Origin of the sequence: Porphyromonas levii, assembly GCF_018206105.1 — a bacterium.
GTDB lineage: Bacteria > Bacteroidota > Bacteroidia > Bacteroidales > Porphyromonadaceae > Porphyromonas_A > Porphyromonas_A levii.
In genome coordinates this window covers 1-14,292 of record NZ_JADRGN010000005.1, presented here as the reverse complement: position 1 = coordinate 14,292, position 14,292 = coordinate 1, and the positions used below count along the sequence as shown (strand labels likewise).

Here is a 14,292-nt window from a genome sequence, read left to right as displayed (position 1 = left end):
GCTTATTTCCTTGCCTATAGTATTTCAAAGGTGTTATATTTCAATGGAGTTGCGTATTCGTCTAGATAACCCAAAACCGAGTCGTATGCCTTGTCGGGGAGTAAGAAGGGGTACATCCCTACTTCTTCTTGTGTCAATCCCTTAAAGCGGATACTCTGTGGGACAGGTATTTCGAGTACTGTTCTAGACACATAGGTGCCCTCACGATATGATGTCAGATCTTCTTCAGTAATACAGCAAGCCGAATTAACCTCTAATAAATCCATCAATGCCGACTTTGGGAAGTGAACCAATTGTTTCAGTTGCCATTCCCCATCTCTGTATGTCGTATGAAAGTCAATGTCAGGGGTCTGGATCTTTGGATAAACTATGTCCAATAGCTTCTGTATTTCTTCTTCTTTAAGTACTTCCCCATCCGGAAGCACCTGATAGCTACGCATGAGGACATCAAGATTATACGGCTTAGCATCTTTTTCATCGTCAGGAGGGGCGATCACGTATATGGGCTTCTGTCTACCTATGGTCTCTTTACTGCGTTTCCTATTTATTCTTCCAAAGCGTTGTATCAAAGCATCAATCGGAGCACACTCTGTCACCATCAAGTCGAAGCTAATATCTAGGCTTACTTCTACCACTTGAGTAGATACTACTAAACAAGGCTCCGAGTTCTGATTAAATACCTCTCTGAGCTGAGTCTCTAACGACGCCCGATCTTTTCGTTTGAAACGGCTATGCAGCAGCATCATTAAGGTACTTGGAAAACTATTGCGGTATTCTTGAAAGATGGCTTGTGCGCGCTTCACTTGATTACACACCACAAGTACCTTATGCCCCTTCTCGAGTGCCCCTCGAATAGGATTCCGTGCACTATCGATAGAATTTATCTTGTATATCACATGGCGATTGTAAGTCCTCAATTGCTCTTGCGACAACTTTACTTCAAAAGTAGAGTCTTTCCCCCCAAGAAGTTTTAGAAGATTATCATAAAGGATCGTTGGCATAGTCGCAGTTCCAATATGCACCCGACACCCAAGTAACAGTAGAATCTCCACAATCTTCATTACCATGGACTGAGTTATACTGGTATAAGTGTGTATTTCATCAAGAATTACATCGCATCCCCGCAAATCAACAGCTACAGCCTCATACCCTTTTAGTCCAAATGCGATAGATGCTATCTGATATGGTGTCAGTACTTTAATAGAAGCTCCCACATGGTGAGACAAGATCTGTTCTGATTTGTCCTCTAACTTTAATATTGATGCTGCATGGAGTGGGTATATGGACGCTTCTGTATTGCTCAAATCACCCTTGAATCTCTCATACATTGCATTTATGGAAGCTTGGAATGGGAGTGTATAAAATACTCGACCCCGGCATCTTCGCAAGAGGAAATCTGTCTTTCCGGCTCCGGTAGGAGCTGTTACTATGGTATGTCTCCTCATGTCTTCAGCCGAAATCATTGATAGTGGATACAATTCGCTTTTGCGGACACTGTAGTAAGATAGATCAGGTGGAATAAAAAGGTTCTTAACCACAGATCCTATTTCATTAGACATTGCTGATGCTATATGGTCTGCTGCCATTAATACCCCTTTCCACTCCGAGTAACCCATGGGTAGACTACTGCAATACTCAACCACATCTTCCACACTTTTTCGGGCTTCATCTACGGATATTGAGTGAACATTCCAGCCTAATTCATTAAGTATCCCAAGGGCAACACCACTCCACAAATCAAAATCTGAAAGGTGGTCATCGATATATCTAAAATCATTTTGATCAAGATCCAATAACCCTAAGCCCCTCATATCCCTGTATAGAGACTTATGGTGTGCCACAATCATTTGGATTAAGATATGCCTTTCCTCTACTCCAGAAATTAGGGGAAGAAAAAAGAGGGAAGCTATTTCGTGCCTGAAGAATATGTTGGGATAATTAGCCTTACCTCTGAGCCTATCCTGAAATAATGGGCTACACTTACCTATATCGTGGAGGTGAGCGCCTTTTATAGCTAGCTGCGAATCCAATCCAACACTGGATGCAATTGCTTTCGCTGCTGAAGCGACATCCTCAAGGTGACGAATCAGTGGTGTACCATCATCCTTCGCGAGTATGTGTTCGTAACGCGCCATTGCTACCTAGACCATACGTCCTTCCCATCTATTTCCAATCGTCCATACATAGGAGAGTCGTTATCAAAACGATTGTACCCAACAATAAAAGAGTCTGGATACTTTAAGCTATGAGGATCTGACGTTTGTTCGAATCGGAGTTCAAAACCAGGCAGAGCCTCAAACTCCTCCTCTGTCATGAGCTTTATCTCTTTCTCAGGGAGAATAATATCCTCATTTCTACATAGGCATAAGTGCTGCCTAGAAGCTACTATTGCATCTTCCTCCGATGCAAAGCCCAAGTAAAGCACTGGTGAAAGCATTACCCCTCTCACAAGGATTGAAAGTGCACGAGAATAATTCACATCACCTTTTCGTTTCGTCCTTTGCCATGCTGGCGCTTGGGTTTTCTCTTGTTGTGGACTGATTCCGTTACAAGAGAGTTTATGCCGAAGAATCTTGTGTATACCATGAGTATGTAACAGATCAGGAAACAACTTTTTCTCCATACCTTCTACTATCGAAGGAGTCAGAAACTGCTGGCTATATGTCTTTCCATCACGTACAGCAGACCATGGTTTAATGTACCCGAAGGCACCACTATATCTAACAACAAAATATTCCATAATATAACACTCTACTTGATTGCTCCAAATCCAATTCCTGTGGAGTTTCCTAGTCCAGAGTTCCACGCCAATAGTTTGCTCTCTGCTTTCCCTACTATTCGGATAGGGCACCAACTCCCTTTATTCTTTACCTTTTTATACGAAACTAATTGTGTCTGGTTAAATCCCTCTGTAGGTACAAAACTTATAGCCGCTGAGGGATCATCAAAACCGGCAGCAACTAGCTTTGCTTGGAATTTTTCTGTCAAGCACCTAGATGCATCTGTGTCTGTGTATATGACATGGCGAGTATCTCCATTTATACCTCTTTCTTTTAGTAAAATAGGCGAAGCCGGATAGAATATTTCCCTATCGCTCAAATCAGGATCTTCAATAATAACAACATCACTCACAACTAACCCACTAAATGCTTGAGGATCATACCGGAGATTCACCAATACCGTTCTAATTATTTCTATATCACAGGCGCTGAAGAACATGTGTGCACCATGTTCAAAAAGCAATGCATTTTTCTCCTTTATTGCTACACCTCCGTTCAGGCGAGAGAAAGAAAAGAACGAACTCTTGCCGTGCCAAGGATTATTGTCTCCTAGCCACTTGTGAATAACTCCAACTAACGCAGGTTGGTGGTTAAATGGAATAATTCTATTTGCATTTGACTTAAACTCAATTTGTAATCTCATAATAATCTGATACAATAATGTTTGTCATTATAGGCAGTAATTCGCATAGACTCTTACGCTTTTCGTGGATATAAATAACGCTTTCGCATAAAAAAGACCCTATTGTACCCAAACAATTTTCTTGATGTCACTCTAAAAAATATTCAAAAAAAATCTATGCTTGTGTTTCTACAAAAGTATTAAATATTTCTGTGAATTGCAACTATACTTAAGTAAATTAAGACTTAGCGCTCTCCTCAGCTTAACACATCGTACCACCGGAGCATCTCTGCGTCTTTCTTATTAGCTTGCTCACCTTTTGTACTCTGAGCCAATCGATGGTGCTTGCAAAGCTTATCGCCTCTTATCTCTAGGTAGACTCTCTAAATATTGGAGGTTAGGAAAACAAGATATGACTAGAGGCAATCGCTTGGGGACAGGTAGGTTGGGGATTGATAGATTGGAGATAGAGCTTAGGGGCATCGGAAAGCTAGCATTTAGGGAAGTAGTATATTTTGTGTGCGCTCCGAAAAAATATGTACCTTTGTGGTAGTTAATGCATGTTTTATGAGACGACTGATTAAGCATATAGAGCAGCTCCTATACCGTGAGGAGTGCGTAGTAGTACCTGGCTTGGGAGCTTTTATCCTACATCAGGACGCCGCTGTGGCTGATGAGCCTAAGGGGCTTATCTACCCAGGGCGTAGCCGTATCTCTTTCAATGGTGCACTGAGCCAAAATGATGGTCTCCTTGTGCAGAGCTATAGCGATGCTTTCTCTTTTGGCTATAAACGCTCGCTTGCCCTACTTGAGAGCGATGTGCAGGAGCTTCGTGCTCACCTCCTCACGAATGGCGTGGTTCAGATGGGCGAGATAGGCAAACTAATGCAGTCAAGAGGAGAGGAACAGATTCGCTTTATCCCAAATGAGTCTCACCCTTTCTCTATTGATCAATACGGGCTACAACCTGTCGCCATGCTTCCAAATGTGGGCAAGGTGGCTATGCCTGCTGATCGCAAAGCGAAAAGGAATGGGGACATCTATTACCTGCCCATCAATCTCAAACATCTGGCTTACGGCAGTGCCGCCGCTGCCATGGTAGCTCTAGCGCTCTTCATCCCCAATCAGAAACTGACTATTCCAAGTGATATCGCACAGTATCAGGCTGGATTTGTCACGACCGAGGTAGTAGAAGCACCTGCACCCGTGGTAGATACCACTCCTAGGATAGATGGTTTTGAAGTAGTTCAGAACGAACAGGGCAAGGGGCGCTACTACGTAGTGATTGCTACTCTTTCGGGCGAGAAGCGGATGGCAAAGTTCGTCGCAGATAACCCCGACATACGTAGTTTCGCTGCCGAAGGGGGGGTCTTGGTATCCCAAAGTGGGTTACATAGGATTTTTGCCAAGAGCTTTGAGGATGCATCTGAGGCACAAGCCTATCTCACTGAGCTTACAAGCAACAAAGAATACCGTACCGCTTGGGTACATAAACAATAATCATTATCATGACTCGGAGATGGGTGACCGCTGTGGCGCTTCTCCTATTGGTGCTTCTGCCCGCTAAGGCGCAGAAGCGGTGGGGTGTAGTGCCTACAATAGGGGTTCAGGTTTCCCAAGTCATTCAGCAGAAGAGTGGCACTCCTCTTGTCACCATCAAAGGCGGCGTGATGGGGCACTATCTGCTCTTCTCAGGAGACCTCGGGCGGATTCGGATTGAAAGCGGGCTACTGGCAAGTGAAATAGGCTTTCGGGGCGAAGGTGGTAACCCTATTAATCGGTACCATAGTACTGCGCTTGAGGTGCCAGTACTACTCGGTTTGGATATCAATCTCACCCAGCAGGTCAATAGTTTTCTGAGGATAGGATCTTACTATAGACGTACCCTTAGTGCGGTAGAGGAGGTTGACCCCAACGACTATGGCATTCAAGTGGGCATAGGAGCCGAGTATGGGCACTGGGTGGTAGCCCTAGACGGGGCATTTGGTACGCACAATATCAATAGGGGGAAACAGGGTAAGGCAAAGCATATCAATGGTTGCCTCTCACTAGGATATAATTTTTAGGTTATGGAGATTAGTAAGATTGGTTCATTTGGTCTGAGAGATCATATTGTGGCTGCATTAGAACCAGCGAAGCAGGAGGGAACTCTGCTATCGCTAGTCGATGATGCAGCCCTTTTTATTGCGCCACAAGGAGAACAGAACTTGGTAGTCAATAGACTTTTACTCGAGGGAATTCACTTCGACCTCGTTTACTTCCCCCTACAATACCTCGGCTTCAAGGCCATCACATCCGCTGTAGCTGAGATTATCGGCATGGGAGGTACACCTAGGCAAGCAACACTCTGCGTGGGTCTTTCACAGAGATTTCAGGTAGAGGATGTAGACATCCTGATGCTTGGCGTAAAGGATGCGCTTGCGCTCTATGGCGTGGATCTTGTGAACCTAGAGGTCACTAGTTCGTACACAGGGCTTACCGTGGCGGTAACTTGTATTGGCTCCGTAGCCGAAGGAGAGGCACTCCGCAAGTCTACAGCTAAGAAAAATGACCTTATTTGTGTCACGGGCAATGTAGGAGCGGCCTATATGGGACTACAGTTATTGATCCGCGAGAAAGTAGCGTACGATGGCACAGAAGAGTTTCAGCCCAAGTTCGATGGGCGAGAGTATATCCTAAGCCGGCAGATGAAACCCATTGCACGCCTAGACATCCTCCGACAGCTTCAGGCTGAGGGCGTACGTCCTAGCGCCATGACGAATATCACCGATGGCTTGGCGAGCGACCTTATGCAGCTGTGCCATGCTTCGGGTGTAGGGGCAAGAATCTACGAGCAACGCTTACCTATAGATCACGAAACAGTAGGAATGGCAGAGGATTTTAGTCTCTCTCCTACACTCGTAGCACTCAATGGCGGAGAGGATTATGAGCTACTATTCACTGTACCTCTCGGTCTCAAAGACATTGTGGAGTCTATAGAGGATATTCGGCAGATAGGCTTTATCACAGACCAAGAGGATGGTATCCGCCTCGTCTCCTCGGGAGGTAGCGAGACAACCATTACGGCACAAGGATTTAATAGGGAGGAATAAGGGATATGAAGCAATACTTATACCTTATACAAAGGGTATTGGACGAAGGGATTGAGAAGGGCGATCGCACTGGCACTGGCACGAGAAGTGTCTTTGGGCATCAGATGAGGTTCGACCTTGCCGATGGTTTTCCCGTACTCACTACTAAAAAGCTCCATTTGAAAAGTATCATACACGAGCTCCTATGGTTTATCAAAGGCGATACCAACGTCAAGTATCTCCAAGATAATGGCGTGCGGATATGGAATGAGTGGGCTGACGAAGAGGGTAACCTAGGTCCTATTTATGGTGCCCAATGGCGCCATTGGCTCGACGCTAAAGGGCGTGAGCACGACCAGCTCAAGGAGGCAATAGAGACTATTAAGACCAATCCCGACAGCCGCCGTATCATCGTCAGTGCTTGGAATGTTGGGGAGTTGGATGAGATGCACCTACCCCCATGCCACCTGATGTACCAGTTCTACGTAGCCAATGGCAAGCTCAGCTTACAGCTCTACCAGCGTAGCGCAGATATATTCCTTGGCGTTCCCTTCAATATCGCCAGTTATGCACTTCTGCTACAGATGGTGGCACAAGTTACGGGGCTAGAGCCAGGCACCTTTGTCCACACGCTTGGCGATGCCCACTTGTATTTGAATCATCTAGAGCAAGCTAGACTACAGCTAACGAGGGAGCCACGTCTACTTCCTCGTATGGAAATCAACCCTGAGATCAAAGCGATAGAGGACTTTAGGTATGAAGACTTCCTACTCGTCGGTTACGACCCACATCCACATATCAAAGCGGAGGTATCTGTATGAGCAAAGCCACACTACATATTATTGTAGCCATTGCAGATAATGGCGCTATTGGCTACAAAGGCGATATGCCTTGGGGACGCAACCTCCCAGCAGACCTTCGCCATTTCAAAGAGACCACCATGGGGCACCCTATCGTGATGGGACGCAAAACCTTCGAGAGCCTCCCCAATGGAGCACTTCCTGGGCGACAGAACATCATCGTTACCCGTAATAAAGACTACGCCCAAGAGGGTGCCACTGTAGTGCATAGCATAGAGGAAGCACTCGAAGTGGCTCAGGGCGACCAGTTATTCCTGATAGGCGGAGGCGAACTATATAGGCAGGGGATAGATCTTGCCGATGTACTACATATCACGCTCGTACACCATGAGTGGCAAGAAGCCGATACCTACTTCCCCGATGTGGATATCGATACGTGGGCGTGTACTTCTATCGAGGAGCACGACGCCGACGAGCGCAATCTCTATCCTTATGCATTCACCACTTGGCATCGGAAGTAAGCTATGAGGGCATTTGAAGTCCTCTACGAGGATAACCACTTAATCATCGTAAATAAAAAGGCAGGCGAAATCACACAAGGTGATAGTTCGGGAGACGAACCATTGCCTGAGAAGATTAAGGCTTACCTCAAGGAGAAGTACGACAAGCCGGGGAATGTCTACCTCGGTGTAGTACACCGTCTGGATAGACCCGTAAGCGGTCTGGTGCTTTTTGCTAAGACCTCCAAGGCACTCTCCCGTATGAACACCCTCTTTAGGGAGGATAAGGTAAAGAAGACGTATCATGCAATAGTAGAAGCTCCTCCGCGAGAAAACGAAGGCACCCTTCGCCATTGGCTCAAGAAGAATGAGGCACAAAATAAGTCTTATATTGTCCCCAAAGGTACTTCGGGAGCCAAGGAGGCAATACTCCATTATAGAAGACTTTCCGACAGCGATCGCTATACCCTCCTAGAGGTAGACCTCGAGACAGGACGGCACCACCAGATACGCACCCAACTAAGTGGTATGGGGTGTATTATCAAAGGAGACCTCAAGTATGGTGCCAAGCGAAGCAACCCCGACGGCTCTATCTCACTACACGCTCGCCAGATTAGTTTTATTCATCCTGTGACTAAAGAGCCCATTACAGTAACCGCTCCTTATCCCGATGCTGATAACCTCTGGAAGCACTTTGGCAATAGAAAGAAGTAAGCCCTATTTCAGGTGAGGAAATACGATAGTTTACACAACGAGAGAGGGGTAGCACCGCTGTGGTGCTACCCCTCTCTCGTTACAATTAGAGCTACTAAAGTGATTAGTAGAGGATTGGTCTAATCTCTACACGGCGACCCTGTGGGTACTTGCTTTTGGTATCTTTCATAGAGTCGATACCCGAAGGAATGACTTCGAGTCGCGTACTTGGGATACCTTTCTTCATCAAGTAATCTGCCACAGCATTTACACGGCGCGCCGAGAGCTTATTATTATAGCTCATACGACCCTCTGGCGATGCATAGCCTCGAAGGGAGATTCGGAGATCATTCTCCTCCATCCACTTCACCACATTATCCAGAGTTTGCTCCGTCTCGCTATTGATAGCACTGCTATCAAATCCAAAATACGCAACACTCATATAGAGGTCAAGCTCCTTGAGGTCAAGCCCTGGTCTTAGGGCAATCGCCTTATCTGGTGTTACAGGTGTGGAGGATTTGCCATTCTTAGTGGCGGGTGTCAAAGTAGTAGCAGGCACAGTTGTGGTACCAGCTGATGGACTATTCTGAGCCACAACATAAGGCACCTGCTGACCAGGGGCGCCAGGCAATAGCTGGTTGATAATCGCTGGGTCAATATCGCCCTTGCTGAGTAGGATAGCATAGAGGAGGCGTTCCATCTGTGCTAATCGCTGCTCATAAGGTTCGGTATAGGTACGTGCTAATGCTTGATCGAGGGCACGGCGCTTCAGGGTCTCCACCTTGAAGCGGAGGAGCACTGAATCCCTATGTGCTGCCTCTACGTAAGGCTGGCGTGCCTCCACAATAAGCTTAGCGATGAGTTCCTCCGCCTGCTCACGTGAGATAGGCAGGAGGGCGTCATCAGACAATTCATCGTATCCCTCAGCACTACGTATAGCCTTCCACACATCTTGCTCCAGCTGATTATTGGAGCCTTGGACTACCACAAGGGAATCAGTAGTCACCACCTCCTGTGCTTGGGCATTGCCCAAGCCTAGGAGTGCGGCAGCTATAGCTGAGATTATTATCAGTGGGCTTCTCATTGTCTTCAATGTTTAGAATAAGAAGCGATAGCCTACAGATACTTGGTTATTCTTGAAGAATCCTCTTGAGACATAGTCTGCGAAGAGCTCACCAGAAGTACCTAGCTTGAAGTTAGCACCTACGATAATATTGGTTCCGAACTTAAGACCAGCGCCATGGCTGTAAAGACCTAGTCCAAGACCTGCGTATGGATCAACAACAGAGTCATGAAGACGGATATTGTATACCACATTAGCACCAAGGTCAAAAGCATTCTTAGTACCGAAACCAAACATCATTTCTGGCATGAAGTCGAGGTCAGTATCAGAGATCTGCATATAACCACGCATACCTACCATCCACTGTGTCCCCTCACCGAAGTTGAGACCGGTAACGCCAGCAAGGCGATTGAGCTTAAGGAAACCATACTTCACCCTAGCGGCATCCTCTGCAGGCTGACCGTACACTGTAGTACCAGGTGCTACTGTAGCAGGAGCAGCCACTACAGGAGCTACCCTCTGAACAGGTGCTACTTGAGCTACATTAGGAGCATAAGTCTGCTGCCTATCGATACGATCCACTAGGCGGCGCATCTCATTCACCAATTGCTGATTGGTAAGATCCTGAGTCGTTACAGTAGTCGTCTTAGTCCCGTTCTGCCCATTCTGTGCATTTAGGGCAGCTACGATGATATTCATCTCAGAGTCGCTGAACTGGCTTGCACGAGCATTCTCCTCACGGCGAATCTTATTGAGGATACGATCTACCATCTCCTCAAACTCGCTCTTAGTCATCATACGACCGCTACCTTTACGGACAGCCTGACTACCGAAGATAGTAGCACGAGTATTATTTTGGCGCTCGCCATTCTGCATCTCATTCACCCTATCATTTACGTTGTCATCAGCAACACCGCTCACCGGCTCGTATGCCGAACGACCAAGGTTAATACGTACACCTGCATTGTAGGCAAGGCTAGTGTATACATCGTCAACTACAGTATTGAGCACCTTGTCGTTGCCGCTTGATAGCATAGCATTGACCGAACCAAATAGCGCTACATACTTAGAGAAAGGCACCTCTACACCTGCACCTCCAGTAAGGAATAGGTTATGGATATTGAAACGCTCAGATACATCCTTTGAGCTACCTGGAGCGTCAGGGTCCGTTGGGATAAGGCTGTTGTCATCAAGGTAACCAGCACCGAGTGTTAGGTAAGGCACAATACCTCTTGGCTGATTGAGACGGAAGATAAGGTTACCTCCGTACATCTTGAGGTTCTTATTGAACTTGAAGTTGAGCTTCTGAGGCTCCTCAGTCCCCTGATAGTAGAATGCTCGTAGACCTACTAGGCTAGAGAAATCTACACCAGCAGCACCTCCGACAAACCACTGGTCTGCCTGACCAAGCTTCTCATGGAAGTCGGCATATACGATACCTGGCTCAAGGACAAACTTCATACCACGGAAGCCATCCTCGAAGAGGTTGCTGTACTTCATGGCCTCGTCATTGAACCTAGAGGTACCACCTAGTGTGATATCTAGAGAAGCTAGTGCACTCCAGTTACCCCAGCGCTTTGCCTTATCATCGATAGTAGGGTTCAGGAATACATCATTCATCTTCATCTGTAGGTTGCGACCCTCTACTGATAGAGCCACACGCTCAGAGAGGTTAAACCTTACCCCTGCACCGGCAGAGAGATAGATTTGCTTATCCTTTTGCTTAGCATCCTCGATTACACCAATCGTGGTATCGAAAGGATTGTAGTCTAGCATCTGTACACCTCCTCCTACAACAATATATGGTGCTACAGCATAAGAGCTATTAAGGATATTCAACTTTAGCTCACCACCCACACGGGTAATGTCCATGTCCATACCATCTAGTTTCTGTAGAAAATCAGGCTTATCAGTAAGCCAACCCTTCTGCTCAAACGCATTCTTTAGGTTGATAGACTTCTCAAATGTACCTCTTAGCTCTACATAGGGACCAAAACCAATTCCTAAACGAGCGCCATAGAAAGGTGAATTCTTGAGTGCAACATTCTGGTTCCACCAGTTATAAGAAGCACTAGGTGATAGAGTAAAACTGACACCATCCACCTGCGCATTAGCAGTGGGAAAGGCAAAAAAACCTAGTAATCCGCCAAGCATTAACGAGTAAATTTTCCTCATGTTTGTAATACTTATATAAAAAATTAATGTTTGATAATCATTTAATATCGGCAAATCCAAAAGCCATTCGCCGTAGCCTTGCTGTAGCCATTCAGTTCTATAACCACCGGATTATAAAAAAGGTTCACAATAAGCTCTATATACGTAGAAATTATATCAATACCTACCTATTTGGTAATCGATGAATAATACTTATCTTTGTTCCGACGTTAGTATTAATTTTGAGTGAATATAATTATGAACAAGAAAATCATGGGCGCATTGGTCGCTGTTATAGCGATGTTTGGCCTCAGCGCAAATGCGCAGAACGTTATGGATAAGAGTAGCAGTATCTTTACTGTAGGTGTAGGTATCACTGATCACCGTATCCCTCTTTCCGTAGCTTTTGATCACGGTATCGTAGGCAATGTATTCGACATCCCTGATGCAACCCTCTCTCTTGGTGGTATGCTTGGTACTAGTTTTGGCAGAGGACACAATGGACTTTTCATAGGTCCACGTGTAGGTCTTCACTACCACTTTATCCCACAACTCGATACCTACATGTCTCTGATGCTTGGGCTTGAGGCTGGCAAATACAAAGACCATAACGTAAACACCGATTGGTACACCGACATGCGTTGGGGTGCTCATGTAGGTGCACGCTATATGTTTACGCCTACTGTGGGTGGCTTTATCGAGCTAGGCTATGGCTATTCATTTGCCAATATTGGTCTAGCATTTAAGCTCTAAGCAGTGAGGGTTTCAATATAATGAAGAAGGGGCTGATGTGGCACACCCATAGGTGTCCTGCGTCAGCCTCTTTTGTTTACAAATGAATCAGCTCATAACGACAAAGAGAGACTGGCTACAGCTCCTACTGATGGCTAAGACCTTTTTCCTCATCGGAGGATTTACCTTCGGTGGGGGGCAAGCCATGATTCAGCTAATACGCACCGAGGTAGTAGACAAATACCACTGGCTCGAGGACAAAGAGTTTCTCGACCTCTTTGCCATGGCACAGTCCCTCCCAGGAGTATTGGCGGTGAATATCTCCATCTTTATTGGCTACCGAATCCAGGGCATCCTCGGAGCCATAGTATGTGCCCTCACCTGCACATTTCCAAGCTTCGTCATCATCCTTGTTATCGCTATTTATGCCCATAGCTTCAAGGGCAATCCTACTATAGAAGCCATCTTCAAGGGCATCCGCCCCGTAGTCGTCTCCTTGATTGCTGCCCCAACCATCACTATCTGGAAAGCTCTGGGGCTAGGCTGGAAGTGGCTGTGGATACCCATCGTCTCGGCCCTATCTGTATGGTTATTGGGGATTAGTCCCGTCACGGTCATACTCGTCTCCGCTCTACTAGGCTGGATGTACACCTTATATATAAGTAAGAAAGGAGAGAATAATACATTATGATATACTTGCAACTCCTCCTCGTCTACCTCAAGATAGGCTTAGTCGGCTTCGGTGGTGGATACGCCATGCTCTCCCTTATCCAGGAAGAAGTTGTAGAGCGACACGCTTGGCTTACCATCCAGGAGTTTACAGATATTGTGGCTATCTCCCAGATGACTCCAGGACCTATCGGCATCAATAGCGCCACCTATATCGGGTACACCGTCACAGGCTCTATATGGGGCTCTGTTGTAGCAACTACTGCGGTAATGATTCCTTCATTCGTACTCGTGCTACTCATCTCCCTCTCCTTCGCCAAGATCAAAAACAACTTCCACTTCAAAGCCATATTCACAGGCATTCGCCCTGCCTCAGTAGGACTCATTGGGGCAGCATTCCTACTGCTCCTCAATGGGGAAAACTTTATCGACTACACCAGTGTTATTCTCTTTCTTATTGCCTTTGTACTGGTGGTCAAGAAATGGATGCACCCCATCCTAGTTATTGTACTGGGGGGCATAGCGGGCTACTTCATCTATATCTAAGATGAGCTTGTCACCAAGAATAAGTACCTTTGTACCTATAGAAGACATAACATTATGAGTACAATCAATCAGATACAAGACGAGATAATAGAGGAGTTTTCTCTCCTCGACGATTGGATGGATCGATACGAAATGATTATCGACATGGGCAATGACTTACCCTCTATGCCTGAGGCAGAGAAAACACCTGATCACATTATCGAAGGCTGCCAAAGCCGAGTGTGGATCAATGGAGAAGTAGATAGCAACGGGCTTCTCCAGCTTCGTGCCGATAGCGATGCCGTGATTGTGAAAGGCATCATAGCCATGCTACTCAAGGTGCTCAGCGGACAGAAGCCTGCCGAAATAACCAATGCCGACCTTTACTTCATCGACAAAGTAGGGCTCAAGGAGCACCTCTCCCCCACGCGCTCCAATGGACTACTCAGCATGGTGCGCCACATCAAGCTCCTCGCCACTACTCAGCAGTAAGGAGCCTACACCCAGCCCCCCCTCTCCGAGGTGGCTGTCGGGGGACAGTTGCCACCACGAACCACGGGGCAACGCATAAGCGGCAACAAACAAGTGCAATGCATTAGGGATGAGAGGATTGACTATATCACTCTTTATGATAATAGCTCATGCGTTTCACTGATACCCTCCTAGATTCCGCAAAGTGTGCG

15 protein-coding genes are annotated in these 14,292 nt (G+C 46.4%); 10 read left to right on the top strand and 5 right to left on the bottom strand.

Features of this window, described 5'->3' with window-relative positions; translation table 11 throughout:
• Positions 1-14: 14 nt before the first annotated feature.
• Genes cas3 through cas6 form a run of 3 tightly spaced genes read right to left on the bottom strand, consistent with a single transcriptional unit; the run spans position 15 to position 3,423 of the window.
• The gene (gene cas3 / locus IX315_RS01905) at positions 15-2,135 is read right to left on the bottom strand and encodes a CRISPR-associated helicase Cas3' (RefSeq protein ID WP_211642472.1); all 2,121 of its coding nucleotides are present in this window, start codon (positions 2,133-2,135) and stop codon (positions 15-17) included.
• A gap of 2 nt (positions 2,136-2,137) precedes the next feature.
• Positions 2,138-2,740: a hypothetical protein gene (locus tag IX315_RS01900; protein ID WP_018358704.1), complete on the bottom strand. Its 603-nt coding sequence runs from the start codon at positions 2,738-2,740 to the stop codon at positions 2,138-2,140.
• Between the two features lie 11 nt (positions 2,741-2,751).
• Positions 2,752-3,423 (bottom strand): CRISPR-associated endoribonuclease Cas6, encoded by a 672-nt coding sequence (gene cas6 / locus IX315_RS01895; RefSeq protein ID WP_134849915.1) that lies wholly within the window; start codon positions 3,421-3,423, stop codon positions 2,752-2,754.
• A gap of 546 nt (positions 3,424-3,969) precedes the next feature.
• Between cas6 and IX315_RS01890 the strand changes: the two genes are divergently transcribed.
• The 6 genes from IX315_RS01890 to IX315_RS01865 are packed head-to-tail and all read left to right on the top strand — an operon-like array spanning position 3,970 to position 8,487.
• Positions 3,970-4,902, top strand: a complete 933-nt coding sequence (locus tag IX315_RS01890) for an HU domain-containing protein (protein ID WP_018358706.1) — start codon at positions 3,970-3,972, stop codon at positions 4,900-4,902.
• Positions 4,903-4,910: 8 nt separating this feature from the next.
• Positions 4,911-5,468: a porin family protein gene (locus IX315_RS01885; protein ID WP_211837117.1), complete on the top strand. Its 558-nt coding sequence runs from the start codon at positions 4,911-4,913 to the stop codon at positions 5,466-5,468.
• 3 nt (positions 5,469-5,471) lie between these two features.
• Positions 5,472-6,494 carry a thiamine-phosphate kinase gene (gene thiL, locus IX315_RS01880; RefSeq protein WP_211836532.1) on the top strand — a complete coding sequence of 341 codons (1,023 nt, stop codon included), beginning with the start codon at positions 5,472-5,474 and terminating at the stop codon, positions 6,492-6,494.
• A gap of 5 nt (positions 6,495-6,499) precedes the next feature.
• Complete coding sequence (locus IX315_RS01875; RefSeq protein WP_211836531.1) at positions 6,500-7,294, top strand: thymidylate synthase; 795 nt, start codon at positions 6,500-6,502, stop codon at positions 7,292-7,294.
• A complete protein-coding gene (locus IX315_RS01870; RefSeq protein WP_211638639.1) occupies positions 7,291-7,794 on the top strand; it encodes a dihydrofolate reductase in 504 nt (167 codons plus the stop codon). Before IX315_RS01875 ends, IX315_RS01870 begins: the two co-directional genes overlap by 4 nt.
• Before the next feature lie 3 nt (positions 7,795-7,797).
• A complete protein-coding gene (locus tag IX315_RS01865; RefSeq protein WP_018358711.1) occupies positions 7,798-8,487 on the top strand; it encodes an RluA family pseudouridine synthase in 690 nt (229 codons plus the stop codon).
• A 103-nt stretch (positions 8,488-8,590) separates the two neighbouring features.
• Here IX315_RS01865 and IX315_RS01860 read toward each other — a convergent pair whose 3' ends face one another.
• A complete protein-coding gene (locus IX315_RS01860) occupies positions 8,591-9,550 on the bottom strand; it encodes an OmpA family protein (protein ID WP_134849940.1) in 960 nt (319 codons plus the stop codon).
• A 12-nt stretch (positions 9,551-9,562) separates the two neighbouring features.
• Positions 9,563-11,704 carry an outer membrane beta-barrel protein gene (locus IX315_RS01855; RefSeq protein WP_240704040.1) on the bottom strand — a complete coding sequence of 714 codons (2,142 nt, stop codon included), beginning with the start codon at positions 11,702-11,704 and terminating at the stop codon, positions 9,563-9,565.
• Positions 11,705-11,941: 237 nt separating this feature from the next.
• On the opposite strand from IX315_RS01855, the gene IX315_RS01850 reads away from it, so the two are divergent.
• The 4 genes from IX315_RS01850 to IX315_RS01835 all read left to right on the top strand — a co-directional run bounded on the left by IX315_RS01850 (position 11,942) and on the right by IX315_RS01835 (position 14,101).
• Positions 11,942-12,436 (top strand): hypothetical protein, encoded by a 495-nt coding sequence (locus tag IX315_RS01850; protein ID WP_134849941.1) that lies wholly within the window; start codon positions 11,942-11,944, stop codon positions 12,434-12,436.
• An 82-nt stretch (positions 12,437-12,518) separates the two neighbouring features.
• A complete protein-coding gene (locus IX315_RS01845) occupies positions 12,519-13,106 on the top strand; it encodes a chromate transporter (RefSeq protein WP_134849942.1) in 588 nt (195 codons plus the stop codon).
• Positions 13,103-13,630: a chromate transporter gene (locus IX315_RS01840; RefSeq protein WP_018358716.1), complete on the top strand. Its 528-nt coding sequence runs from the start codon at positions 13,103-13,105 to the stop codon at positions 13,628-13,630. Before IX315_RS01845 ends, IX315_RS01840 begins: the two co-directional genes overlap by 4 nt.
• A gap of 54 nt (positions 13,631-13,684) precedes the next feature.
• Positions 13,685-14,101 (top strand): SufE family protein, encoded by a 417-nt coding sequence (locus tag IX315_RS01835; protein ID WP_018358717.1) that lies wholly within the window; start codon positions 13,685-13,687, stop codon positions 14,099-14,101.
• Positions 14,102-14,292: the final 191 nt, after the last annotated feature.

Coding starts and splice junctions, on each gene's coding strand:
- cas3 (WP_211642472.1), bottom strand. CDS start 2,135: ATGGCGCGTTACGAACACATACTCGCGAAGGATGATGGTACACCACTG.
- IX315_RS01900 (WP_018358704.1), bottom strand. CDS start 2,740: ATGGAATATTTTGTTGTTAGATATAGTGGTGCCTTCGGGTACATTAAA.
- cas6 (WP_134849915.1), bottom strand. CDS start 3,423: ATGAGATTACAAATTGAGTTTAAGTCAAATGCAAATAGAATTATTCCA.
- IX315_RS01890 (WP_018358706.1), top strand. CDS start 3,970: ATGAGACGACTGATTAAGCATATAGAGCAGCTCCTATACCGTGAGGAG.
- IX315_RS01885 (WP_211837117.1), top strand. CDS start 4,911: ATGACTCGGAGATGGGTGACCGCTGTGGCGCTTCTCCTATTGGTGCTT.
- thiL (WP_211836532.1), top strand. CDS start 5,472: ATGGAGATTAGTAAGATTGGTTCATTTGGTCTGAGAGATCATATTGTG.
- IX315_RS01875 (WP_211836531.1), top strand. CDS start 6,500: ATGAAGCAATACTTATACCTTATACAAAGGGTATTGGACGAAGGGATT.
- IX315_RS01870 (WP_211638639.1), top strand. CDS start 7,291: ATGAGCAAAGCCACACTACATATTATTGTAGCCATTGCAGATAATGGC.
- IX315_RS01865 (WP_018358711.1), top strand. CDS start 7,798: ATGAGGGCATTTGAAGTCCTCTACGAGGATAACCACTTAATCATCGTA.
- IX315_RS01860 (WP_134849940.1), bottom strand. CDS start 9,550: ATGAGAAGCCCACTGATAATAATCTCAGCTATAGCTGCCGCACTCCTA.
- IX315_RS01855 (WP_240704040.1), bottom strand. CDS start 11,704: ATGAGGAAAATTTACTCGTTAATGCTTGGCGGATTACTAGGTTTTTTT.
- IX315_RS01850 (WP_134849941.1), top strand. CDS start 11,942: ATGAACAAGAAAATCATGGGCGCATTGGTCGCTGTTATAGCGATGTTT.
- IX315_RS01845 (WP_134849942.1), top strand. CDS start 12,519: ATGAATCAGCTCATAACGACAAAGAGAGACTGGCTACAGCTCCTACTG.
- IX315_RS01840 (WP_018358716.1), top strand. CDS start 13,103: ATGATATACTTGCAACTCCTCCTCGTCTACCTCAAGATAGGCTTAGTC.
- IX315_RS01835 (WP_018358717.1), top strand. CDS start 13,685: ATGAGTACAATCAATCAGATACAAGACGAGATAATAGAGGAGTTTTCT.